The sequence below is a fragment of the Selenomonas sp. ND2010 genome, from assembly GCF_000702005.1.
Taxonomy (GTDB): Bacteria; Bacillota; Negativicutes; order Selenomonadales; family Selenomonadaceae; genus Selenomonas_A.
Genome location: NZ_JNKI01000001.1, coordinates 243,334 through 267,713, shown reverse-complemented (window position 1 = coordinate 267,713; position 24,380 = coordinate 243,334). Strand labels below are relative to the sequence as shown.

Annotated in this window: 26 protein-coding genes; 5 read left to right on the top strand and 21 right to left on the bottom strand. The window is 49.1% G+C overall.

The window, feature by feature from the left end; translation table 11 throughout:
- Positions 1 to 51: 51 nt before the first annotated feature.
- Positions 52 to 576 carry a helix-turn-helix domain-containing protein gene (locus T504_RS0101320; RefSeq protein ID WP_033169214.1) on the bottom strand — a complete coding sequence of 175 codons (525 nt, stop codon included), beginning with the start codon at positions 574 to 576 and terminating at the stop codon, positions 52 to 54.
- A gap of 391 nt (positions 577 to 967) precedes the next feature.
- Between T504_RS0101320 and T504_RS0101310 the strand changes: the two genes are divergently transcribed.
- A complete protein-coding gene (locus tag T504_RS0101310; RefSeq protein ID WP_033169212.1) occupies positions 968 to 1,189 on the top strand; it encodes a helix-turn-helix transcriptional regulator in 222 nt (73 codons plus the stop codon).
- 7 nt (positions 1,190 to 1,196) lie between these two features.
- Here T504_RS0101310 and T504_RS15015 read toward each other — a convergent pair whose 3' ends face one another.
- The 4 genes from T504_RS15015 to T504_RS0101290 form a co-directional block, all read right to left on the bottom strand.
- Positions 1,197 to 1,574, bottom strand: coding sequence for an ATPase, T2SS/T4P/T4SS family (locus T504_RS15015; protein WP_033169211.1), 378 nt, complete (start codon positions 1,572 to 1,574; stop codon positions 1,197 to 1,199).
- 78 nt (positions 1,575 to 1,652) lie between these two features.
- The gene (locus tag T504_RS0101300) at positions 1,653 to 2,267 is read right to left on the bottom strand and encodes a flavin reductase (protein ID WP_033169210.1); all 615 of its coding nucleotides are present in this window, start codon (positions 2,265 to 2,267) and stop codon (positions 1,653 to 1,655) included.
- 128 nt (positions 2,268 to 2,395) lie between these two features.
- On the bottom strand, positions 2,396 to 4,198 hold the full coding sequence (locus tag T504_RS0101295) for a UvrD-helicase domain-containing protein (protein WP_033169209.1): 1,803 nt from the start codon (positions 4,196 to 4,198) through the stop codon (positions 2,396 to 2,398).
- Positions 4,199 to 4,319: 121 nt separating this feature from the next.
- Positions 4,320 to 4,934 (bottom strand): hypothetical protein, encoded by a 615-nt coding sequence (locus T504_RS0101290; RefSeq protein WP_033169208.1) that lies wholly within the window; start codon positions 4,932 to 4,934, stop codon positions 4,320 to 4,322.
- Positions 4,935 to 5,052: 118 nt separating this feature from the next.
- Between T504_RS0101290 and T504_RS14500 the strand changes: the two genes are divergently transcribed.
- Positions 5,053 to 5,736, top strand: coding sequence for a hypothetical protein (locus T504_RS14500; protein ID WP_033169207.1), 684 nt, complete (start codon positions 5,053 to 5,055; stop codon positions 5,734 to 5,736).
- A 58-nt stretch (positions 5,737 to 5,794) separates the two neighbouring features.
- Here the strand turns inward: T504_RS14500 and T504_RS0101280 are convergent, their stop codons facing one another.
- The 6 genes from T504_RS0101280 to T504_RS0101255 form a co-directional block, all read right to left on the bottom strand.
- Positions 5,795 to 6,076, bottom strand: a complete 282-nt coding sequence (locus tag T504_RS0101280) for a DUF1294 domain-containing protein (RefSeq protein ID WP_033169206.1) — start codon at positions 6,074 to 6,076, stop codon at positions 5,795 to 5,797.
- Positions 6,077 to 6,112: 36 nt separating this feature from the next.
- Positions 6,113 to 7,360, bottom strand: coding sequence for a GspE/PulE family protein (locus T504_RS0101275; RefSeq protein WP_033169205.1), 1,248 nt, complete (start codon positions 7,358 to 7,360; stop codon positions 6,113 to 6,115).
- A 197-nt stretch (positions 7,361 to 7,557) separates the two neighbouring features.
- Complete coding sequence (locus T504_RS0101270) at positions 7,558 to 9,030, bottom strand: class I adenylate-forming enzyme family protein (protein WP_033169204.1); 1,473 nt, start codon at positions 9,028 to 9,030, stop codon at positions 7,558 to 7,560.
- Between the two features lie 316 nt (positions 9,031 to 9,346).
- Entirely contained in the window at positions 9,347 to 9,727 is a 381-nt protein-coding gene (locus tag T504_RS0101265) for a methylglyoxal synthase (protein WP_033169203.1), read from the bottom strand.
- A 140-nt stretch (positions 9,728 to 9,867) separates the two neighbouring features.
- Complete coding sequence (locus tag T504_RS0101260; RefSeq protein WP_051635123.1) at positions 9,868 to 11,802, bottom strand: LTA synthase family protein; 1,935 nt, start codon at positions 11,800 to 11,802, stop codon at positions 9,868 to 9,870.
- A 73-nt stretch (positions 11,803 to 11,875) separates the two neighbouring features.
- Positions 11,876 to 12,751, bottom strand: a complete 876-nt coding sequence (locus T504_RS0101255; RefSeq protein WP_033169202.1) for an ATP-binding protein — start codon at positions 12,749 to 12,751, stop codon at positions 11,876 to 11,878.
- Positions 12,752 to 12,836: 85 nt separating this feature from the next.
- On the opposite strand from T504_RS0101255, the gene T504_RS0101250 reads away from it, so the two are divergent.
- On the top strand, positions 12,837 to 13,763 hold the full coding sequence (locus T504_RS0101250; protein WP_033169201.1) for a ketopantoate reductase family protein: 927 nt from the start codon (positions 12,837 to 12,839) through the stop codon (positions 13,761 to 13,763).
- Positions 13,764 to 13,772: 9 nt separating this feature from the next.
- Here T504_RS0101250 and T504_RS0101245 read toward each other — a convergent pair whose 3' ends face one another.
- Positions 13,773 to 14,156 carry a VOC family protein gene (locus T504_RS0101245; RefSeq protein WP_033169200.1) on the bottom strand — a complete coding sequence of 128 codons (384 nt, stop codon included), beginning with the start codon at positions 14,154 to 14,156 and terminating at the stop codon, positions 13,773 to 13,775.
- 40 nt (positions 14,157 to 14,196) lie between these two features.
- Positions 14,197 to 15,087 (bottom strand): DMT family transporter, encoded by an 891-nt coding sequence (locus T504_RS0101240; RefSeq protein WP_197018653.1) that lies wholly within the window; start codon positions 15,085 to 15,087, stop codon positions 14,197 to 14,199.
- A gap of 103 nt (positions 15,088 to 15,190) precedes the next feature.
- Here T504_RS0101240 and T504_RS0101235 point away from each other — a divergent pair, with 103 nt between their 5' ends.
- Positions 15,191 to 15,844: a YczE/YyaS/YitT family protein gene (locus T504_RS0101235; RefSeq protein ID WP_072022679.1), complete on the top strand. Its 654-nt coding sequence runs from the start codon at positions 15,191 to 15,193 to the stop codon at positions 15,842 to 15,844.
- Positions 15,845 to 15,933: 89 nt separating this feature from the next.
- Here T504_RS0101235 and T504_RS0101230 read toward each other — a convergent pair whose 3' ends face one another.
- From T504_RS0101230 to T504_RS0101220, 3 genes are read right to left on the bottom strand one after another with little or no spacing between them, the layout of a single operon-like run.
- A complete protein-coding gene (locus tag T504_RS0101230) occupies positions 15,934 to 17,106 on the bottom strand; it encodes an MFS transporter (RefSeq protein WP_369793593.1) in 1,173 nt (390 codons plus the stop codon).
- A 19-nt stretch (positions 17,107 to 17,125) separates the two neighbouring features.
- Positions 17,126 to 17,992 carry a histidinol-phosphatase HisJ family protein gene (locus T504_RS0101225; RefSeq protein WP_033169199.1) on the bottom strand — a complete coding sequence of 289 codons (867 nt, stop codon included), beginning with the start codon at positions 17,990 to 17,992 and terminating at the stop codon, positions 17,126 to 17,128.
- Position 17,993: 1 nt separating this feature from the next.
- On the bottom strand, positions 17,994 to 18,983 hold the full coding sequence (locus T504_RS0101220) for an ROK family protein (protein WP_051635122.1): 990 nt from the start codon (positions 18,981 to 18,983) through the stop codon (positions 17,994 to 17,996).
- 187 nt (positions 18,984 to 19,170) lie between these two features.
- On the opposite strand from T504_RS0101220, the gene T504_RS0101215 reads away from it, so the two are divergent.
- Positions 19,171 to 19,701: a hypothetical protein gene (locus T504_RS0101215; RefSeq protein ID WP_033169198.1), complete on the top strand. Its 531-nt coding sequence runs from the start codon at positions 19,171 to 19,173 to the stop codon at positions 19,699 to 19,701.
- Here T504_RS0101215 and T504_RS0101210 read toward each other — a convergent pair.
- From T504_RS0101210 to T504_RS0101190, 5 genes are all read right to left on the bottom strand, one after another.
- The gene (locus tag T504_RS0101210) at positions 19,682 to 20,842 is read right to left on the bottom strand and encodes an ABC transporter permease (protein WP_033169197.1); all 1,161 of its coding nucleotides are present in this window, start codon (positions 20,840 to 20,842) and stop codon (positions 19,682 to 19,684) included. The genes T504_RS0101215 and T504_RS0101210 overlap by 20 nt on opposite strands.
- On the bottom strand, positions 20,823 to 21,917 hold the full coding sequence (locus T504_RS0101205) for an HlyD family secretion protein (protein ID WP_033169196.1): 1,095 nt from the start codon (positions 21,915 to 21,917) through the stop codon (positions 20,823 to 20,825). The genes T504_RS0101210 and T504_RS0101205 overlap by 20 nt, the downstream gene beginning before the upstream one ends.
- 59 nt (positions 21,918 to 21,976) lie before the next feature.
- A complete protein-coding gene (locus T504_RS0101200; protein ID WP_033169303.1) occupies positions 21,977 to 22,462 on the bottom strand; it encodes a MarR family winged helix-turn-helix transcriptional regulator in 486 nt (161 codons plus the stop codon).
- Positions 22,463 to 22,591: 129 nt separating this feature from the next.
- On the bottom strand, positions 22,592 to 23,518 hold the full coding sequence (locus T504_RS0101195) for a SufB/SufD family protein (RefSeq protein ID WP_033169195.1): 927 nt from the start codon (positions 23,516 to 23,518) through the stop codon (positions 22,592 to 22,594).
- A 15-nt stretch (positions 23,519 to 23,533) separates the two neighbouring features.
- Entirely contained in the window at positions 23,534 to 24,262 is a 729-nt protein-coding gene (locus tag T504_RS0101190) for an ABC transporter ATP-binding protein (protein WP_033169194.1), read from the bottom strand.
- Positions 24,263 to 24,380 lie beyond the last annotated feature (118 nt).

Below are 24,380 nucleotides of genomic sequence, written 5' to 3'. Positions count from 1 at the left end.
TTATATTATAGCAAACTTCTAGTTTTTTTAGGTCGCTCACTAGGCGACATTTTAACTTTTCCTTTCGCCTAATGTCGGTAAACCATAGTGTACTAAAACTTCATTGATTGTTGACACATCATAGTTCCTATGTTCCAAGAAATAGTTGACTATAACATCTTCTTTATTACCACCAGATAATGCAAATCCAGCTCGTTTTAACAAATCCTCAAATTCTTCCTGACTAAGTTCTAATGCCAGCCCTAATGCGATTGCCGTACCTTTACTAGGCCTATATGCCTTCTCATTTCTAATTTTGGAAAACAACCTCCTATCAAGATTGGCTTTTTTATACACCTCCACATCTGACATTCCCTTTTTCTTAATCAGCTTCCATAAACGCTGCGTAAAAGTATCCTCTAAATGAGCAAAGATGAAATCCAACCTTTTTTTCATCCGCTGAGACCATGTTTCTTCAATACGAGCTATGGAAAATTTTACATCTTTCAATTGCTCACGTATCTTTAATGCTCTATCCGAATACCAGTAGTTCTCTTCTATATATTCATCAAGCTGTTCCAATAAGGACTGTTCCATACCATCATCTCCCGGGCACATATTAGTCGGTTGCATTTTCGTTGTAGTTACTGATTACATCAAAATAATTATTTTTCCAGTATCGCACAGCACCATTATAGCTTCTTATCGGGTATCTACCACTATTGTCACTAGTCGTAATATGATGCTTATATATATCGTCTGTGGGAAAGTTGAAGCCAGTGATGAAATGGCAATCGCTCACAGACATGAAGCATACACTGTAGGTTTTCTAGCATCCTGCTTTGCTATTCTGTTCCTACTCCCGATTGATAAACATTTCATCGACGGAGGCATACCATTTAGTTTTGCTGGGTATTTTGTAATGGGTATTGGAAACCTTGCCGCCGGCTGGAAATTCTACACCCTTGAGCGGGATGGAGAATAACCCATGGCAGAACTGATTACTAAGATACATGAATTGCGCCTCGCCAGGAAGCTATCCCAAGGAGAACTAGCCGAGGCTGTTGACATTCGTCGAGAAACCCTTTCTCTCTTAGAGAATGGCAAATACAACCCTTCTTTGCGGCTAGCCATGAACATTGCTAAATACTTCGACAAGACAGTCGAAGAAGTATTTGTATTCGTAGATGAAGAAGACGAGGATGAATGAGCATTAACTACAAGCAAAAGAAATTGACACCTAGAGTACCTAATATTATAAGGCTTCGAGACACTTCATACATTTGTATCATATCTTTGGTATTGATTTTTTCCAACGTGATGATATGATACGATTTCTCTTGATTAAGCGCCTCGATAAAGGCTGCCAGCGTCGTGGTCTTGCCTGCCCCCGTCCGCCCCGTCACTAAAATAAGCCCCTGCTCCAGCGCCTTCATCTTCTGCCAGGCTTTTGGTGCCCCAATCTCCGCAAGACTCGGAATCCGCTCTGGCAACAGGCGGATGGCAAGCGCAGGAGTTCCCTGCTGATAATATCCTGCCAATCGGCACAATCCATCATGGCCTATCACCTCGTAGCTTCTAATGATACGGTACATCTTCTACATTTCCCTCCCAATACCTGCAAAAAAAGCACTCCCATCTGGAAGTGCTTTTTTACTGCCGTCAGCAGTCTCTTAACCGGTTATTTTCTCGAAATCTGCTGCGCCATGCTTGCAAATCGGGCATATATAGCCCTCCGGCAGCTCCTCACCCTCGTATTCATAGCCGCATACGGTGCAGCGCCATACGGTTTTCCCCTTGGCTGCTGCCTGCGGCCGCGGTTTGATCTTCTCCTGATAATAGCCATAGGTGGCAGATTTATCCGCGGATAATATCATGCTCTCCACGACGTCCGCCAAGAATATGGTGTGGCTTCCCACATCCCAGTTTTTGGTAACACGGCCGGAAATATACGCGTTGGTTCCTTTTGTCACGGCTAACGTTCCATTAGCCGTGCGCCTGGCTGCGTCAAAATCCTTGAACTTGTCCACATCACGGCCGGAGCAAAAGCCAAAATGCTTGAACAACGCAAAATCCGCCGCTTCGCTTATCACGGATACCGTGAAGTCCTTTGTATCCCTAATCATGTCATGCGTATAATTTCCCTTGTTTACGGCAATGGTTATCTGATTGGGTTCCGAAGTAACCTGCGTCACGGTATTGATGATACAGCCATTGTCCTTTTGCCCATCGTTCCCCGTCAACACATATAGTCCATAGGAAATGTTAAACATAGGATTTCCGCTCATTTGAGTATCCCCTTTCTCGGTTTATTCCCGACGACATCCGGATCTTTTCCCAAGGAAAGTGCGCATTCCTTTATGTTATTTTTCTGACAGCAACCTAACCTTTCCTGCTTCGAGCAGAATTTTTTCCTTCAGCCGTTCAGCGCTTTCATGATGTTATCCTTAGTAAACTCCTTCCCCAGTCTTTCATCCGTTATCCCCCGGCCATAGAAGTCCACATAGGCCCAGCCGCTTTTCCTCTTCTGGAGCAGTATGCCGCCAAGTGCCAACAGATTCTTGAACTCCTTGAAGTTATGAGCCGAATCCGCACAATCGCTGATGTTTTTCCGCATGCGGTTTAGAAGCGTCTCCCGTTCCGTTTCCCACATCGTAAGCTGTGAGGTTTTGCGGTGCTTGCTGGCATTTTTCGCTATCCAAGCCCTTTCCTGCTCCTTGTCCCGCTGGAGCTTGCGCCTGTCCTGTGCCTTCCGGACCTGTGCCTCACATTCCTGTAAGTGCGCAAGGATTGCCTCCCGACTTTGATAAGCAGCATTCTCCGTCATATCCACCAGCTTGATCTGCGCCCTGGTTACCGCGACATAATAAAGATTGAGTTCCTGGATAAAGTCCTTGAACCGCTCATCCTGCTGCTCTAAATGGCTCATATCCGAACGAATTTTTACCGGATGGAAGCGGCAGCTCATATAACGAACCCCTAAATCCGGGAAATCATCCATCAATTTTACGGTATGCCATTCCAGGCCCTTACTGGTATGCGCATTGGTCAGCACGACAGGTGCCTCCGGCCTGTTCATTCGGCCGGCAACATCCAGAAGCTCATACAGATCATCCTCGTAGGTTTCCGCAATCTTCATGGCCGACAAGATTTCCACATCGGCAGTGCTCTCCGCATAATCCTTCAATTCTTCCTTGCCATGCAACCGGTTCAGGAATTTGTATTCCCCCACGAAGTCGTTACGCCGGTCAAAGAGGAACTCCTTGACGGCAATGGCCGTCTTGAACACATTCTCGGGCTTCTTGACCAAATAAACCCGCTCCGGCTGTTCGCGGTGCGCATCAATCAAATCCACCAACGCCGAATTGGTCCGGGTAATGCAGGCGGTCTGCTTATTCTTGAGTTTCGCTTCATTGATCAGGGAATTCATCGGATAGTACGGCACCTGCCCATCGTAGAGGATATCCATGAACACCTGCATATAGAGATTCGCTCGATCAAGAATCGGCTGCCGGGCGCGAAAGGAATTGGTCAGCTGCAGTGTCACGTCCGCTTTCTGCCGCGCCAGTGCATTGATTGCCCCGCGAAAACCATAGATTGACTGATGCGAATCGCCCACGTAAATCCGGCTGCAGGCAGCCCGATTGATGATGCTGAGCGTCACGGGATTGCAGTCCTGGCTCTCATCCACCAGAATGCAGTCATACCTCCGGCCCAAACCTTGTTCCTCTGGCGAAAGCATCTGAAAAAGCTTCAGATAATGGTCGTGCGGCATCGGAAGTTTCCCTGCCGCCACCAGCGCAAAAATCTTCTTGATCTCGAGGCTTGGAAAATCTCGCCCGGAAGAAATAAGGAATTCCTTATACCGGCTGAGCAGTTGGAAGAGCTCGTGATTCGCCTTGTGTGGAAAAGCATCATGGAGCATATCGATCTTGATAGCCGCTAAAGCAGGACGCACCCCACTGCGAAAAAAATGACGATAGGCCATGCTGTGCATAGTCATCGCCCTGGTATTTCCCGGAAATACCTGATTGGCCTTGTCGGCGATACTGCGATTGAACGCCAAATACAAGAAGCGTTTCTGCGGATTGGCATTGGCCACTGCCACCAGCGTAGTGGTCTTGCCTGAACCTGCGCAGGCGTCAATCTTCATGACCTGCCCGCGCTGCAGCGCCTGTGATGCTCGTATTATCTCTATCTGTTCCGATGATGCACGCATTATTTCTCTCTCATTTCCTTGTTCATTCGTTTCTCCCACCAACCGGTTCAAGTTCCGTACACTATTTAAGTAATAATTTAATACTTTCGTCGATATAATGTCAACAATCGCCAGAATACCGTCATTTCATTTTCGCCTCGCCTTGCCCCACTCTCGCCTGGATAAACGTCCTAACAAAATCAAAATTATCATCATCCACATAGACCTGATTGTAATTCATGGGTTCATTGAGCTTTATGACATTTCGATTCCGCAAAATTTCCATACGTTTCACCTTAGAAAATTCCGAATACATACTATTGTGAGAGGCAGCTAGCACACCCGCTCCCATTGTCGTAAAATTCCCCGTAGCTGCCCCCGTCATAGCAGCCAATATCCCAATTACCTGCGCTTTTTTCATCTGATGCGGCAGCTGGGTATGTTTTACGCCCCGCTCATCCATCTCAAACAGCACACAATATTTTCCTCCCATAATAAAAGCATAAACCAAATACCCCACACCAGACAAAACCAATATCCCCGCCGAAAAACCTGCAAACATAACCCCACAATCTAGCAACCGCTCGAATTGGAAGCCATCTTCTAGCACTTCCAATAAACCAATAAACACAAAGAGTCCTAGACCAATCGACAAAAATATTTTACAAACCAGCAAAAAAATTGTTGGATTCGTATATAAATTCAATTCATAGACCCAACGATAGATTCCATCGCTTCCTCTCTGTATCGTTCCCATCTTCATCCCTCCTGCTCTACCATCTTTTTCCACACGAATCCTTTAATTCGAATCTCGTTATATTTTCATCCCCCCCTAAGAATAACCTGCTACGCTATCTTTTGGAGGTGTTGATATAATGAATGAGGAAGAAAACTTTATGACATCCGCCCGCTATCTAATCTATATGGGACTGGTATTGCTGGCATTATTTATCGTGGATGAACCGCACAAAATGGAGGTATTTGTATTTGCCGGGGCCGTGGGATTCTATCTAGAATCTCGGAAAGAGGGCTGGCAAAGCCCCTTGATTGAATGGCCGGAGGAATTATCCTTCCTATCCACTTGCTATTATGCCTCGCTAAAATTCATCAAATTTGGTATTATCCTCGAGGCGGTCGTACTTATGTATCTATTCCATAACGGCCTGATGCAAAGCCCCTATCTCTTTCATATTGCAGGGACCATCTACATTATCTCTCTTATCTGGCTGACAGCCACGGCCAGCGTACTTTCCATCTGTTGGTCCATACATGACCAATGGGCAAAACGGATGGGAAGCACTACAATAGCATCATTAAAACCACCCTTTACCCAAGGAACTCGAGGCTTCAAAACTTCGAGCTGGCTGCTCTTTGATGCCATCGTAGTCATAGTATTGACCCTCATGTGGTGGGACTACTTGTCCATGCATATTTTCAATGTATTTGAACTGACGGCCATTGCTACGGTCTATTTCTTTTTGATGCTGCCTTTGCAGTTGTGGATGTATTTCCACTACAAAGGCCTGCTCCCTCAAAAACTGACCAACGCCGAACAATAAGCGCACGTACACATACAGCCATGCAGGCAACTCATGAACCTGCATGGCTGTTTTTTCATTAATTCTGCCAAAAGAGATACATCAGCCCGGCCACCTGCAGGATAAGTATCAATGGCAAACCATATTTGAATTTCCAATGCAACGTCTTATGATGAAACACTTGAACAGCGATCATGGCCCCGATGCTTCCCCCTGCCACCGCCAAAAGTAAAAGGGTTAATTCCGGCACACGCCACCATTGGCGCATTGCACATACTTTATCCCACCCATAAATTAAAATTGTCACGACATTTAAAATAACCAAATACCAAGTGATTACATGATGACCATAAATTTCCATCGTTATCCTCCTCATCCAATCGAAAACGGAAATTTCCTAGCTGCCGTAAAGCACTCTTCGTACCTCCGCCAACGTGGTAAATCCTGCTTTTACTTTCAAAATTCCGTCCTGCCAAAGAGATTCCATGCCATGCTCCACAGCAATGTGAGAAAACTCCTGCCGCTCACATTGCTGGAGCACCGCTTGTCGCAGACAATCATCCATGACCAACACCTCGTGTAGCGCCATCCGGCCGTAATATCCCGTTCCGCCACAATGGATGCATCCCCTACCATGCCACAGCACCATTCCCGGTTCATAACTATCCCCCAGCAGAGCCGCTTCACAGGAGCCTTCCTCCACCACATGCGAGCAGCGACATGCAGGGCAGACACAACGCACGAGCCGCTGCGCCACAATCCCTGATAAAGTCGCTGCGAGAAGATATGGTTTTATTCCCATCTCCAACAAACGAAAAATTACCGATGGCGCATCCTCCGTATGAAGTGTCGTCATGAGCAAATGCCCCGTCAGTGCAATACGAACAGCCATCTCCGCCGTCTGGCTGTCACGAATCTCCCCGAGCAAGACTTTCTCTGCATCCTGTCTTAGAACAGCACGCAATCCCGTCACATAGTCGAGCCCGACTTTCGGATTGATCTGAACCTGATTCACGCCAGCCAAATCCCGTTCCACAGGATCCTCCAATGTGATCAACTTCGCTTCTGACACATTTAACGCATTCATTGCAGCATATAGCGATGTAGTTTTTCCCGAATTCATAGGACCACATATCACTAACATCCCCGCAGGTCTATGGATAAGCGTCTCAAACTTTTGCTGATTCCTCTTCGAAAATCCCAGTTCTGCCACCTTCAGCATCTCATCCTCAAGATTCATAAACCGCAGAACCATCATCTCGCCATTGGTAACCGGCATAGACGCCACGCGAATATCCAACCATTTCTTCCCATCCCGCTCATAGCGGATATGTCCATCCTGTGGTCGCTGCCGCTGAACAATATCCATCCCAGCCATTACCTTAAGACGCGAAATCACCGCTGCTTCAATCTCCTTCGGCAACTTTCGCACATCCTCCTGCAGCAATCCATCTCGCCGATAACGAACACGCATCCCATCACGCATCGGCTCAAGATGAAGATCACTGACCCGCCACAAAATAGCCTGATCAATCATGCTATTAACCAAACTAACTACAGCGGATAAACTATTGCCACCACTCTGGTTGACTTCGCGTACAGCCTGTCGCACCCAAATATACCAGGAACACGCTTTCTCCTGCATAAAATCACTGTCCTTACAAATGAAATTTTTGTCTTTGCGACTCCATTTCTATAGGGCAACGATGAAATCCTGCTTCGATGCAAGAATAGCCAATAATTCTTTTGATACCCTATTGTTTATTATTCCAATACAAAAACAGTTCCATAACGATAACGCATCATTACCGTCATGGAACTGTTTTGGGTATTATTTGTTATTTATTTTTTAAATTCTGCTAATATCTTCTTCTTGGCTATCTTACCAGTTGTCGTACGCGGCAATTTATCCATAACATGAAACTCCCGCGGAATCTTGTAAAGAGCCAAATTATTTTGCAGAAACTGTTTGAGCTCCCGGACGTTTACCACAGCCCCTTGATTCACACTATAGAAGCAAGCCCCCGCCTGCCCGCGGAGTTTATCCTCAATGCCAACGACAGCAGCCTCATGAATACCTGGGAACTGGTAAATCACCTCTTCAACTTCACGCGGATAAACGTTTTCACCCATGCTGATAATCATGTCCTTAATGCGGTCGACGATGTAGATATAACCATCTTCATCGGCACGGGCTACATCACCGGTATGAAACCAGCCCCCCCGCATGGCATCATGCGTCACATCGGGAAGATTCCAATAACCCAGCATGACGTTCTCCCCTTTGACAATCAGCTCACCGACTTCACCACAGGGAACTTCCTTGCCCTCATCGTCAATGAGTTTCCATTGCAAATGGGGAACCACGGGACCACAGGAACCGACTTTCGTCTTCCCCAATGGCGTCATCGTAACGATTGGTGCCGTCTCAGACAGGCCGTAAGCCTCGCAGATATCCAAACCAAACTTTTCGGTAAAGTCCTGCTGAATTTTCAGTGGCAGTGTCGTACCAGCACTGACGACCAGCCGTACACTCTTCATATCTTCCAGAGTCCCCAGCTTGGTCAGCAGGCTGCAAATCGACGGCACGATATAGAGCTCCGTTATCCCTTCCTCACGAATTGTGCTGATTGTCGTCCGCGGCGTAAACGAATCGAGAATCACGATGGCAGCACCAACGCTTAGTGTATAAAACACCGCACAGGTAAGACCATAGCAATGATACATCGGCAAAACGCAAAGCGCCTTATGCCCCGGCCGACAACCCATGTAATCAATCTGCTTCGTATTGAAGAGGATGTTATGATGAGAAATGACTGCTCCCTTCGGATTGCCCGTTGTACCAGACGTGTAGATGATCTGGCACGGATTGTCCGCGCTGAAATACTCCGAAAGATCTGGTGCCTCTTCAATTCCCGTTTTCGGCTTGCCAATGGAGCGAATATCATACTGCGCCACTTTGAGCTGGCAGCGCAGCTGTGCCAAAGCATCAACAAGATTCAACGGCTGATACGTCAAAAGGACTCGTATCCCCGCATCTTTAATAATGTAGGCAATCTCGCGACTACTCAATTGGAAATTGAGGGGAACCGCTATCGCTCCCAGCGACGTAATGCCCATATAAGCAAAGATAAATTCGGCACTATTGCGCGTAAAGATCCCCACTCGGTCACCTTGATGAACGCCCATTGCATAAAGCCTGTCACGGCAGGCTTTTACGGCTGCCTGAAGGTCTTTATAAGTGAAACGGCGCTCATGGTCAACGATTGCCAGATCATCCGGCGCCCCTTGGTAAATCAAATCATGAATAAGCATTTTTATCACTCTTTTCTTTTTGGACAAAAATTAGTACCTGATGCTAATTTTATACCAGGTACCAATTATTGTCAAAGAGAAAATAAAAAGCGCAGCCGAATCAGCTGCGCTCTTCGAAGTATAATCGCTCAATCTTCCTCTTGACCGTATTCCACCCAGTATGTGATTAATGTTGCCACTACTGCCAGAATCAGCCACACGTATGATGGTACCATGTTGCTCGTTACCTCCTTGGGTCACTTTGGGCTCGGTGTGATAGCGGGTAATCCCCATCAATTCTATTCTAAGAGATACGGGCCATTAATTCAAGAACTTTTTATACGCTGAGTTTTTTATCCGCATACTGTAACAAGATATGTGCACTCTTGCGATTTGTTGCCAATGGAATGTTGTGAACATCACAGAGTCGAAGGAGTGCATTGATATCCGGCTCGTGCGGCTGTGACGTCAACGGATCACGCAGGAAAATAACATAATCAACCTGCTCGGTGGCCACGCGAGCACCAATCTGCTGGTCACCGCCCAATGGCCCTGACATCATGGTCTCCACATTCAACTGATATTTTTCATTAATCAATGTTCCAGTAGTCCGCGTTGCAATCAAATGGAAGTGTTTGAGGAGGTCTTGGTGATGACTGACAAAATCGAGCATTTCATCTTTTTTCTTGTCGTGTGCGATAAGTGCAATGGTTTGCATGGAACCACCCTTTCCAAATATTTTTAGCTTCTTTATTATATTATAACGCATCCGCGGTTATAATTTCAATGGATATTCTTAATTTTGCAATAAATTTGAATAATAAAAAGAGGCTTTTTACAGCCTCTCATCACACTTTTTTACTGCGGGGCCTTTAACAATCCCTCATGATAGAGCATATTGGCCCCCTGGTACCACGAAACCGCCTGCTGCCGCATTTCCTCGCTGGTGGTAATGGGCGTATAATCCGCCTTAGACCAATCATCGATACGATACGATTTTACCCCTTGATTCGGGGACAGAATCGTCAACTGGTCATCCTTTACCAAACCTAACAACTGATAGGTACTGATAAAGGCGCGGTCCTCCGACTCCGGTACCTGGAACACATCATGACCGAAAAACCGCGACGTATAGGACATACCGAGGAGCCCCAACAAAGTCGGCCCCACATCAATCTGACTCATCAGGCGATTACACTGTCCGGCCTTGATAAGTTTTGGCGCATAAATCAGGCAAGGAATATGATAGCGGTTAATAGGCAAATCGGCCTTACCCGCTGCTAAGGCCTGATGATCTGCCACAATGACAAATACCGTGTTATCAAACCAAGGCTTTTTCGCTGCCTTATCCAAAAAGTCCTTAATCGCCCAATCGGTGTAGCGCACGACGCTGTTCCGCACCCCCTGCGGCGCATCGACTCGACCCTCTGGGAACTTAAACGGACGATGATTTGACGTAGTTAGTACCATCTCAAAAGCCGGCTCCCCTTTTGCCTGATGCTCGTCCAAGGATTTTAGCACTTGGTCAAAGAGAATTTCATCGGGAACTCCCCAAACCGTTTCATCGTGAATTTTTTCTTCCGGAATGTCCTTCCGGTCCTTCACCGTATAGCCATTGCCAGCGAAAAAGTCATTCATATTATCGAAATAACCATAGCCGCCATAGATAAAGTCGCTCTGATAGCCATTCTGGCGGAACGCATCCCCCAGACTTTCCATATTGCTATTATCCTGACGGCGAACGATGGACTGTCCTGGTGTTGGCGGCACTGAAAGGGACAGCGCCTCAAGGCCGCGGACGGTCCGCGTCCCCGTTGCATAGAGACGGGTAAAGCTCAAAGACTTTTGCGCCACCTCATCCAGGTTCGGGGTCAAGCTGTTCGCAAAGCCAAGGAAGCCAGCATAATCCGCACTGAAACTCTCCACCGTTATCAACACAACGTTGGGCTTTTTGCCAGTCAGTTCATTTTGGTTTTCGACGCGGCGCGTCACCCCATTATCCCCCAGCAGGGCTTCGTTGTTTCCCTTCACCTCACTGCGCAGGCGCTGACGAAGTACCGTCGTATCGGTCTCTTTCGCATAAAAGGAATCGTAGTCGAGTTCGTTGGTGAAATAGGCACGGACAAATTCATAAGGGCCATTACCGGCAAGCTCCTGATTGATTTTGTCCGCTGCCACCTGCAAACGCCATGCCGATTGCGGCAATGCCGCCGCCACGGCCGGCACCAAAGCCACGAATCCTACCGCGGTAACGAAATGCTGCCAATCCCGCACCTTCGGAATAAACTCCCGTCTACGAAGCTGCAACCAAGTAATTCCCAGCGTTATGACCAACATCACGGGCACAATGATGCCTAGTGGGAACGACTCTTGAATCGTCCCGAGCATTTCGCTGGAATAAATCAGATAATCTACTGCAATGAAATTGAAACAGGTGTGAAATTCCTGGAAATAGAAAAAGAGCGTCACACCGGAACCGACCATAAATCCATTAAGCAAAAATACCAGTAATTTTCCCAACCATTTTCCCCAAGCAGTCGAGAGCACTTTTGCTGGCAATAAGAACACGAACGCCAAGGGCAAACAGAAAAAGACACCAGCCGAGGCATCATAGACAAGTCCCAGCAAAAAGGTTCGCAACAAATCCAAAGGACTCCACGATAACTCCGAATAAAACCGCATCCCCAAAAGCAGCCGAATCAAACTCTCCCAAATCATCCAACTGCCAAACATAATCCCTAGCAAGCCCATGCGATCAACCGACCGCACCGAAGGCTGACAAAAACGAAGCATAAATAAACCACCTTTAATGAAATAACTACATTAAATTATAGCAAAATTTGGGTGAGAAAAAAATGAAATACTGTTACGTTTTTTCCCAAGATGGCAAAAGCTTCATCGCTTGTTGCGGACAGTTTCCACTACAAAGTCCGCAGGCGCTGCATTTTCGCGCATCAAACTGTACCGATTTTCCCCCAGCATTTTCGAAAAAGTGCAAGGCTTTTTCCGGACAAAGTGACAGACACAGCCCACACGCGTTGCAAGCATCCGATATCTCCATGCCAAAGAAGAGCTCATTCGGCGTCGTTTGCTGTTTTTCCAGCCAAAACACCCCATCAAAGGTATATTGCCGCTTGATCTGCTCCTCGGTAAAATCCTTGACCCCTTGCGCGGTAGATTGAAATAAGGAACGGAAAAATCCGCGCCGTGCCACTTGTTTGGCTGCGGGCTGTGCCGCTTTCACATGAACCAATGTGATTTTTTTTCGTCCCTGTCGCTCAAGCACAGCATTGCAGGCAGCGATTTCCTTATCCAACCACAAAAACACCGCCGGATTGCATTCCTGGCAGCGCGAGGTATCGATGGCAAGATCATTCGTTTCCGCCAAACTCCAAAGCAATCTGCGATTGAGAGCGCCCAAACAGGGCATTCCCTTTTTATCCACCTTCCGACACATGAGTACCTGGGGACAAAGTTCCTTTGTCCTTGCCAGACAGCCATCGTAATCGACCCCAGACAATATGGCCCCCGTCGGACATACTGCCGTACAAAGGCCACAGTTATCACAACGCGCTTCATCGACGATCCGATTATGAATTGCCTGTTGGGGACAAATCCGTTCGCAACGGTTGCAATGAACGTTATTATATTGAAATAGGCAACGCGTCAACATTATCGTACGTTTCGCCATATTATCCTCTCCCAGCAAAAACAGAATACGGTATTGTAATTCTGCATCCAATCGGAAAAACCTTCCTTGACTTCGCCTTGCCCCTGCTAGATCCATTTGTTACAATGTAAACATAAAAACAATTGGAGGGATTCAAATGAAATTTGCAATTGTCGGCACCGGTGGTACTGGCGCCACTTTAGGCGCTTACCTTGCCAGCATTGGTCAGGATGTAACCTTTATTGCTCGCGGAAAGCATCTCGCAGCCATCCGTCAAAACGGGCTAACCATCCGCACGGAACACCGCGGCGATATTCTCATAAAACCGGCCAAAGCCTGCACGATGGACGAATACACCGATACCCCTGACGTCATGCTCGTCTGCGTGAAATATTACAACATCGACGATGCCATTGCACTGGCCCGCCGCACCGCCAATGCAGACACCCTCATTGTCCCCATCCTAAACGTATTCGGCACAGGCGAAGTCATGCAACAGGCACTGCCTGACCTCACTTGTTTGGACGGCTGTATGTATATCTTTGCGAAAATCGAAAGCCCTGGCATCATCGTTCAACCGGAAAAAATCCTTCGGGTATTCTTTGGCTTCCGCCCAGGACAGGATACCCGACTGGCTCATAAGGCAAAAGCGCTCGAAAAAATCATGCAGGACGCGGACATTCATGCACACTATACCAAGCATATTCAGCGCGATGCGTTACAGAAATTCGCCTTTGTCTCGCCTATGGGCGCCGCCGGGCTCTACTTTGATGCCGTCAGTGAAGATTTCCAGCACGAAGGCCCACTGCGCGATTTCTTTACCGGCCTGATTCGCGAAGTCGTAGCCATCGGCCATGCCATGGGAATCACCTGGGAAAACGATTTGGTAGCAATCGGACTAAAGATGATTGATGCGTTTAAACCTGGTCTTCGCACCTCGATGCAACGAGACGTTCTCGCAGGCAAGTCCTCGGAATTCTCTGGACTCGTTTCCCGCATCGTTGCTTTAGGTAAAAAATATGATGTTCCCACCCCCCTGTATCAACAAGTTGACCAATGGGGCCACGAACACCATATCCTTTAATCGCATCATTCACTTTACCTCTACCGCTAAAACTTTTTCAATCGCCCCAGGCTTTTCCTGGAAAAGCTCCAGCACCAGCCCATCGGGAAGCTGCACCCATTTTTCTGGCTTGCCCTCCATAGCATGTACGCCCTCATACGAAAGCATTTCCTGCAACGTGGCCTTAAAATCCTGTACCACAATGCCCAAATGGTGGCCCCGGCCTGCTGCAGCATCTTCAGGGGCGGCGATCAACTGCAATCCGCCTTTCAGCCAGACCTGTTGCAACACGCCATCCTGTTCCTTGCGCCGAGTTTCCGTCATGCCCAGCACCGTCTGAAAAAAGTTCAGGCTCCACTCGATATCGGCTACGGTCACCGCCGCATGTTCCAGGTAAGACACTTTATTTTCCATCGAAATTTCCTCCTTAATAATATGCTCTATTTCTAATCCGTCACTGCTGTCCATGCCGAGCCAGCAGGAATACTGTCCCCAAAATCAACGCCGTACCCAGTAAATCCATAAGACCGAAACTGGCATCCAGGAACAGCAAAGAAAAGACAATCGCCGACAAAGGCTCCAGCGAACCAAGGATACTGGCTTCCGCCGGCTGAATATATTTCATGCTGCCCAGATAACAGCCGAAGGCCACCACGGTTCCGAAGATAATGATGTAGGCATAAATAAGACCGGCTAAAGGATGCCAAATCCCCACAAAATTCCAGGGCGGGCACAGAAACGAAAGGGCTGTACCGCCAAGCAGCATGCCCCAGCCGACAACCAAGGTCGGCCGCCATTTGCGGATCAGCCGCTTGGGCTGCATGGTGTAGAATGCCGCCGCCACTGCCGCCGCCAATCCCCAAAACAAGGCCTGCGGCGAAATCGACAACGTATCCAGGCTGCCATGGGTGACCAACAGGAAAGTTCCGCCCACAGCCATACCCACGCAGAGTATTTCCTGATACCGGGGAAATCTCCAGACACGCAACGCAGTATAGCCGACAATAAACACCGGCATAAGATATTGCAATACCGTAGCCGTGGCCGCATTGCCCGCCTTGATGCAGGCAAAATACGTATACTGCACCGCCAGCATCCCCAAAACAGCAAACAGCAGCACTTCCAAAGCATCTTTCTTATCCTGCCAGATATGCAAGATGCTTTCCCTGTAAATACAGGTATCTATCAGCAATAAGATGACACCTGCCAGCAGCATCCGGGACACCACGAGCCATTCCGTAGAAAAGCCGCAATCCTGCAGCAGATACTGCCCGGCGACACCACTGCCGCCCCACATGGACGCACCCAAACATACCATGAGCAGTCCCCTTTTCCGTTCGTCCAATAGCTTCCCCCCTCGTTTTGCAACAATCCCATGCGATACCTTTATTATACCGCGAAAAACCTCTATAATAGAATTGAATTTTTTTCTAGGAGGTTATCCATTCGTGTCCATTGTTACCCGTTATTCCCTGTTTGTTTTCGCCGTGATTGTCCAGGCTTCCGGCATCGCTTTAGTTGTAAAAAGCCTGCTCGGCACATCACCGATTTCCAGTCTCCCCTACGTCATCAGCCTGGCCTCGCCATTTTCGCTGGGACAGATGACTTTTACCATCAATATGCTGATGTTTGCCGGCCAATACCTGCTCCTGCGCAAGGATTTCGATAATGTCCAGTTCCTGCAGATTCCCGTCACGATGATTTTTGCCTGGTTTATCGATTTCTACATGCAAATGTGGAGCTGGGTCGTCCCCACCAACTACCTGTTGCAATTGCTCCCGCTGCTTATCGGCACCACCCTCATCGCCTTTGGCGTCGCCGTGCAGGGAATCGCCAATGTCCTCATGCTCCCCGGCGAAGGCATCGTTTACGCCATCTCCCGGAAGTTCCATATCGACTTCGGCAAAGTCAAGACCGGCAACGATGTGTTATTGGTCATCTTTGCTGCCATTATCTCGCTTATCTATCTGAATGGCATTGAAGGCATCCGGGAAGGAACCCTGATATCTGCCTTGATAACCGGCTCGATTGCCCGCTTTTTCCTGAAGCATCTGGGAAAAGTAAATGCCCAGGGCCAATTAGTCTTTCACCCCCATTGGTAAATCTTTATTCTTTTGTTTTCATCATACAAAGGCACCCCTTGCCATGTGAATCTGGCAAGGGGTGCCTTCTTTATCTCCGCCTAAAATACTTATAAAACTTTTTGATAAACATAGCGGGCAATAATGAACTGCAGGGCCACCAGCCCGGCCAGCAGGCCGAAGGCGGCGTAAAGGCTCGTGGCATGAGCCAGGGCGCCGATGGCCGCGGGGCCCATCAGGATGCCCAGATACCCCAGCGTGCTCACAGCAGGTACCGCCAGGCCGATGGGCATATCCTGCTGCTTGCCCAGCAGGGAGAAGAACACCGGCACGATATTGGCACTGCCCACGCCGATGGCGAAGAAGCCTGCGTAGAGCAGCCAAGCCTGCGACGCAAAGATTACGGCCAGGAAGCCAGCAAAGGCTAAGACGCTGCCGCCCAGGATAACGACTTTCTGTCCCATTTTCTGTACCAGCCTGTCACCCACCAGTCGCATCGTCAGCATGGCGGCGGAAAAGACCGTAAAGCCCGTGCCCGCCAGCGACATGTCAAAGCCGCGCACAGTGGTCAGGAATACGCCGCTCCAATCCATAATGGCTCCTTCCACCAGGAAGGCAATGCAGGCGATAATGCCCACAAAAGCCACGATGCCTTTCGGAATGGCCAGCATCTTGCCACCGGCATCACCGCCATAGGGCAACAGAAAGCGGGCAAAGAACAAAATCGCCGCCACCATGATGCCAGCGGCAATCAGCGTAGAAACCGTGGGCGTAAGTCCCAATCCGCCTACCCAGACTCCAAACAGGCCAGCCCCGGCAAAACCGCCGACGCTCCAAAGGCCATGCATGCCGGACATCAGCCGTTTGCCCGCAGCTTTTTCCACGATAACAGCCTGCACATTGGCCACCACATCAATGCAGCCCATGATGGCGCCAAAGAGCAGCAGCACCGGAATGGCCAGCAGAATGTCGCCGACCTGGCTCAACAGGAATAGTAACAGGGCAAAGGCAATGCTGGCAAAGGTCAGCACCTTCCGGCAGCCCAGCCTTACGGCCGCGGCCCCGGAGAGCGGCATGGTCAGCAGGGAACCAATGCCAATGCAGAGCAGCAAAAGCCCCAAGATATCCTCGCCAATGGCCAATCGTTGGCGTAACAGCGGCACCAATGGTGCCCAGGAGGCAGCACCAAAGCCGCCGATAAAGAACACGGCCCTCGTGGCATGCTGTGTCCATAGGTTTGCCGGATTAAACTCCGATTCTCGGAGCGATTGTGTCATTTCCATAAAATCCTCTCGTCAAACATCAAAAATCATACGCTATGGGCTCGCCATGCACAAAGGTATAGATTTTCGCAAAACCGATTTCATTAGCCAGGATTTCCCGGGCATCGCGCATATGATCTGCCAGATATTCCGTCGAATGTGCATCGGAGCCAATGGTGATGATTGTGCCGCCCAAGTCCTTATACAAGCGTAAAATATCGCGGGAAGGCATGGTATCGTCAAGACCATAATGCCAGGACGAAGTATTGAGCTCTATGCCTTTGCCGTCGGCGATGGCCACTTTCAAGATTTCCGCCACCATATCCCGGACTGAGGCAAAGGGATATTTTCCCTGCTTATCATAGCGGCTGATAAGATTCACATGAGCCAGCACCGAATACTGCTTGAAGTTTTTGATCACATCATACATTTCCTGATAGTAACGCTCGTTGTATTCCTGTTGTGTCCGCCCCTGCTGGAACTCCTGATTCCAGAATTCCTTGTTCTCCACTTGATGGATAGAGAGCAGTACGAAATCCAGCTCCTGCTCATAACGGGCAAAGAGTTCCTCATAGCGGGGAATCGTCCCCATCTGCACGCCGAATTCCAAGCCGCAGCGCAAGGTAATCTCCCGGCTGTATGCATCCCGCACTCGGCGGAACTTGGCAAAATACGCCGGATAATCCACATTGGCCAAGGGCTGCTGTTCTTCTGCTGCCAGGCCGACGCCGTCCCCGCCCCGATATTCGATATTCCCCTCGGCCCAATCCTTCTTGATGCCATAGTCCACATGATCGGTAAAGCAAAGCTCCGTAAGCCCCAGGCTGATGGCCTTTTTGACCTGTTCTTCCATGGGTTCCCGGGAATCGTCACTGAACTCCGTATGCACATGATAATCCGCCAGCATCTTAATAGCCTCCTTCAGAACGTAACAGTAATTCTCTGCCAATCTGCCGCAATCCCTGCACATAATCCTGTGCCAGATCAGCTCTAAGCTCTACCTGCGGCAGCAATTCGCCGGGCAGCTCTCGCCGGCAAGCTGACAGGATTTCCTCCAGCCTATCTTCCGTCAAGCCCTCCCGATAGATAACCAGTCGATGCGGATTCCAATACCGTACTAAGCGGATGATTTCAGCTGCCGCAAGCTGCGCGAAGTCTCCTTCATGATAAGGCTCTCCCGTCGAAAAACGGCATCCCACTTCACCAGCAATGCCATCCCGGCCAATATAGAGCCTGCCGTTTTGCAAGATGCCCGCCCCTGGCGGATATCCATGGGGCCAGTAAAGGCCGACAATAGTTTCCGCATCAGCTTGCGGGCATTCTCTGCCATACCCCATCACCGCCGCATTGATATCATTGCAAAACTGTACCGGCAGGCTGAGTTTTTTTGACAAGTCAAATGTCAAAGTCAAATCCCGTAGCTCAGGATAATCAATGACTAGCATTTTGCCTGCCACTTCCACACCGGGCATTCCCAACAGCACCTGACAGGTCTTGGGAAATTCCGCTAAAGCGGCCTGCAGGTTCGCCAACAGGACAGCTTCCGTAATTTCAGCGGGAAACGCTTCCTTCTGCCAGATGATTTCCCCCAGCAGGTTTTCCACGGCCAGCACCAGTTTATCCCGCCCCTGCTCCTCAAACATATACAGCAACAGCACCAGCTTCCGATTGCGGCAATAAGCAAACTGCTGCGCCGGCCGCCCACCAGCCGCACCCGAATTTATAGTTTCTACGGCCTCTGCTTCGCCAGCTGCCAACAACTCCTTCATCAGCGCATTGACCGTCACAACACTAAAGCCCGTGACTTCCGCAAGCTTAGGCTTTGTAGCCTGCCCAAGTTCCATCAATGCCTGCCGCAAAAGCTGCCGATTCGCCCGACGCATATCCTTTTTATCCATAGCGTAAACCTCAAAATAGTGTGTTTATAAAGTAACTTTATAAACACACTATATCAAAGCAGTTATTGACTTGTCAACCTTATAGTTAAGAATTTACGTTACATATTTTTTGCTCACACAAGGATATTTTCATCAATCATCGAATTTATATAAAAATAAATTTTTTCACTGCAAAGGAGCTGATTTTATGCCCAAGATTATCCTTACCGTGCTTTTGTTCTTCCTTTTCTTCACCCCCATAGCCAATGCACAACTAGTCCAAGTTTGTGACCTAACTGTTCCCAATTTTTACGCAAAAATGAATCGTGAATTAGCATTAGCTTACACCGATCATAGAGCTACTCATACGTTCGATGAATTATCTCCACCGATTGAAATGGATAAAAATGCTGCATATATTAGCTATATGACCGTATTAAAATCTGGACAACAGGGCGCAGTAGTTACGCTCTATGCTAACCGAGCAGGCTATGTATCAAAAATCACGGTCATGTCACGCGATGATATAAAGGAAGCACTTAATCTTAATTTTCTAGCCACCTATGTAGTCATGAAAGCCCTTGACCTTAGCGATGATGAAGCAAAGATATTAATCGGCAATCACGGCCCCCATGGCTCTAACGCCTGGTGTTCAGTAAGCAACCGCAGAATATTCCTGGAAATGTCCAAACAACACGGCAATATTGCCTATATGCGATTCACTGCCAGCGATCAATAACCACCATTTTCTCTGCCCGTTTTGCCAAAAGTTCCCTACGTGACGCATTGAACCGCAGACAAAACAGGATGCCCACAATACCCATATAGATGAGGAAAGCACCAAAGGTCTGGGAAATGTCCCCGAAACCTGCACCTCGGGCGATGATATCCCGCTGGAAATGAAATTCCCAGGTCAGCGGGAACACATGGCTGAATTTCACCACCCAGTCCGCAAAGAAAGTAGTAGGCGCCGTCATGCCGCCGAAGATAAAGCCGCCGGGAATAAAGAGAATCATGCGGCTCGAGGCGATGCCCGGATTGGCCGCCGTCCAGCCAAAGAACAGGGACAGCGCCCCAATGGTGGGAATCATAAAGAGCTGCACGAAGATAAAGGTCAAAAGGCTTCCCGAGAAAGTCAAATCCCCCCAGACGCGGAGCACCGCCAGCCCCACTACCCACGACACCAGCAGGCAGAATCCATAAGGCACCAGACGGATCAGTAAATCCCAGGGCGTGCCATGCAGCAGCACTTCGTCAAGCTGCTGGCTAAGCCGCAGCCGGGGAATCATGCCGATGGTGGCAAAGGTAAAGAACATGGAGCCAAAGAACAGCAGAAACCCTAAGGTTTCCCCATTGTCCTTGGAATCCTGGGGATTGAAGAGATTGCGGGAAGCCAGATTCAGCTGCCCCTGCAGGCTGTCGTTGGTACTGCCCACATCGCCATTAGCCGCCGCATTGTCGAGCCCTACGATTTCATTCAAGGCCTCCTTGACATTGCTGGTAGCAGCTGAACTGGTGTTATCGTAGAAAACACCGATATTCGCCGCCATGCCGGTATAGCGGGCTTTTTCCAGCCCTTGGGGGAAATAGACCACGGCTACTGCCCTATCCTGATAGAATAAATCCTTGGGGTCCTGCGGGGTATTGAGTACCGCTGTGACCTTCATAAACTCGGAAGCCTCGATATGGTTAATCAATTCGCGCGAATACGCCGAGTTATCCAAATCGATAACAGCGACCTTGGCATCTTTGGCAATGTTGCCACTGAGCAGCACTGACATGATGACCGTGATGACCATGGCCACCATCAGACAGACTTTTTCATAAGGCATCCCCTGACCGGAAAATAAGAACTTTATCTCATCTCTTAGTGAATTCACTATCTTTCACCTCAATCGTCATGCCGGGAATGATGCCTTCCTGCTTATCGACATAGATGCGCACCTGGAAGGCCGACAGATCCGACTGGCCCTTTTCCCGGGAATTCTTCAAATCTGCAAAGCCCGGCGCTTGCGTCAACAGACGTATCGTTCCAGTCACTTCTTTATCTCCGGCTACCGTAGTCCCTGTAATCGCTTTGCCTTCGGCAAGGTGAGCCGCCTGCTTTTCACTGACATAAATATCGTAATAGCTGCGGCTGCTTTCGAGCAGTACCACTGGCGTAGACGGCGAAATCATCTCGCCTTCCTTGGCGAGCACCTTGAGAATCTTGCCATCTTCAGGGGCCCGCAGCGTTAACCGTTCCTTAGCAACTTCGAGTTCTTTGAGCTGAACTTCCAAAGCCTCCTTCTGCTGGCGCAGGGCTTCTACATCATTGCTCATATTAGCGGCAGCCAAGCGCTCCTGAGCGATGGCGTCCGTGCCACTGCCATTGGTAACCGCCGTCAATTTATTCAGCAGCTGTTTTTGCTGCTCCACGTTAGCCTGAGCCACATTAAGGGCCATTTCCGCATCGTCAAGCTGCGATTGAGCAATAGCACCTGCCTCTACCAAAGCAGCCTTGCGATTATAGTCAAGCTGGGCATTTTTCAAGGTCACAGCAGCCGACTGTACCGCCGCCTGCTGCTGATCGATACCACGGTAATTCTGGCTTGCATCCGTATCCGCTTTGAGATAGTTGATGCCCTGCGTACCGCTGGTGGATGCTATCTGCGCTTCCATCTGCGCGATCTGGGTCTTGAGTTTCTCGATGGCAAGGTCAGTATCCGTGGAATCCAGCTCCATGATTACATCGCCTTTTTTGACATAGTCTCCTTCCTTCACCGCCTCTTTGATAAGCCGGCCGCTGACGGAATCAAAAGACATCTTGACCTGTTCCGCCGTGAGGATCCCTTCTTTTTTTTCCGTAGCCAGAACCAGGGCATCATTGCCCGTATACATCAGCACGAGCCCTCCGATGAGTAACAGGGCAATAAATAGCATTCCCGTGCGCTTGGCTTTTTCCTTCGTATTCATACTCCATTCTCCCCTCGTTGTAGTTTGCTAACTAACTACTTTAACAAAAAATAAGTGCCTTAGGCACTTAATTTTTCCAACAACATGATGAGTTCTTTCTGCTCCGCTTCTGTAAGCTTCTCCATCAGTTTGCTGACCCGCAGATAATGCGGCGGCAGGATTTCCTCCATGAAGTCGCAGCCTGCTTCCGTCAAGCGCACGACTTTCGCGCGGCCATCCTGCGCTGCGGGACGGATATCCACCAGGCCATCCCGCTCCATGCGCTGGAGCATATTGCTGATGGTGGCCCGGGTAACCCCCACTTTCGCTGCCAAAAGCGATGGCGCAATGCCCTCCTTGCCGTACTGATGAAGTACCACCAGCGCACAGAACTTGCCCTCTGACAGTTGATAGTCCCGCTGCAGCACATCCAAAATGGACTGCTGGATTTCCTCGCTGGCCGTCTTGATGCCCAGCATGGCAATGACTGCCGCCGGATTGATTTCCGGCACCATTTTCTTATGGCGTTCCAACTCGGCAAAGGTCGGTACCAATTCTCGTTTCATAATCTTCTCCATTAAAATAATTAGCTTGCTAACTATTTATTATATTGATTTTTTTCCTTTTGTCAACGCCATCGAATGCAAAAAGCTGTTCCTCAAGTGCAACACACTTAAAGAACAGCCCCATATCTCTTACTTCAGGAAGCCATTGACAATCTGTTCTTCGGCTTCTTTTTCCGTCAAGCCCAATGTCATCAGTTTGATGAGCTGGTCTCCGGCAATCTTGCCGATAGCGGCTTCATGCACGAGCATGGCATCCACGTTGTTGGCTTCCAGGGAAGGTACGGCCAGAATCCGTCCCTCGTCCATGATGATGGAGTCGCACTCCGTATGACCGTGGCAGGCAGCATTGCCCACAATGCGCAAATCCAGTTTCTGGTAGGACTTATCCTTGGCTACGCCACGGGATACCACATCAGCACTGGCATTTTCGCCATCCAGCGAAACTTCGTACTCGCTGTATGCATACTGCTTGCCATGCGTCATGAGGCGTTCGCGTACGATGAGGCTGGCATCTGCCTTGAGATTGGCCTTGGTGGTACGGCTGGTGGAATCTACGCCTTTGATCTGCACCATTTCCATCTCCATGGAGCTGCCGGCCTCCATGGTCACTTCCGTAACGGGATTCAAGATACGGCTCCCCTGGCCATCACCGGAACCATAATGTTTTTCCACGTACTTGACCTTGGCATTTTCCCCGACGAAGAAGCGATGCACGCCGTCGTGTTCCGAATCCTGGGTACCGCAGTTGTCAATGCCGCAGCCAGCCACGATTACCACATCGGCTCCCTCGCCGATATAGAAATCATTATACACCGTTTCCTTCATGCCGCTTTCGCTCATGACCACGGGAATATGCACGCTCTCATTCTTGGTGCCAGGCTTGATATGGATATCGATGCCCGAGCCATCTTCCTTCGGCGTTATTTCAATATTGGCACTGCTGCTGCGGCCCACGGACTTGCCATTAGCCCGCAGATTGTAGGCTCCCATCGGAACATCGTGGAGGTCGGCCACCTCCAGCAACAGTCTTTTCTGTATTTCATCCATCTTCAACATTGCGTGACTTCCCCCTTACTGAAACTTCCGGCACATTGGCATACTGGCTTCCGTGTCCATGATTTTCGGCAGGATATCTTTGCCAGCACCATGTTCCTGCACACGGCCATCGGCCAGCACAATGATTTCGTCTGCAATCTGCAGGATGCGCTCCTGGTGGGAAATGATGATAATCGAGCTGTCCTCGATTTCCTCCCGCATTTTTTCAAAGATGCGGATAAGATTCTGGAAGCTCCAAAGGTCAATGCCCGCCTCCGGTTCATCAAAGATGGAAAGATTGGTCTTTCTGGCCAGAATGGTAGCAATCTCGATACGCTTGAGCTCGCCACCGGATAACGAGCTATTCACCTCGCGGTTGAGATAATCATTGGCACAGAGTCCCACTTCCGCGAGATAATCGCAGGCCTTGATATGGGAAATCTTTTTCCCAGCTGCCAGACGCAAGAGGTCAATGACCTGCAAGCCGCGGAAGCGCACAGGCTGCTGGAAGGCAAAGCTGATGCCCAGCTGGGCGCGTTCCGTAATGCTCTTATGCGTGATATCCTCACCATCGAGCAATATCTGACCAGACGTGGGTTGCTCAATGCCCGCAATGATTTTGGCCAAGGTGGACTTACCGCTGCCGTTCGGTCCTGTGATGACCACAAACTTCCGGTTGTCAACCGTGAGGCTCAGGTTCTGGATAATATCCACCTGGCTGTTGCCCTCAGTGACATGGAAGGAAATATTCTTCAATTCCAACATGTATATTCAGCTCTCCCTTTTATTTGCATAATTTATGCTCTCGCTCTTTTTTATATTATAACTCTATTGTTTCCTTTTTGTCGACTGATAGATTCTCCCTCACACAAATACCACTTTT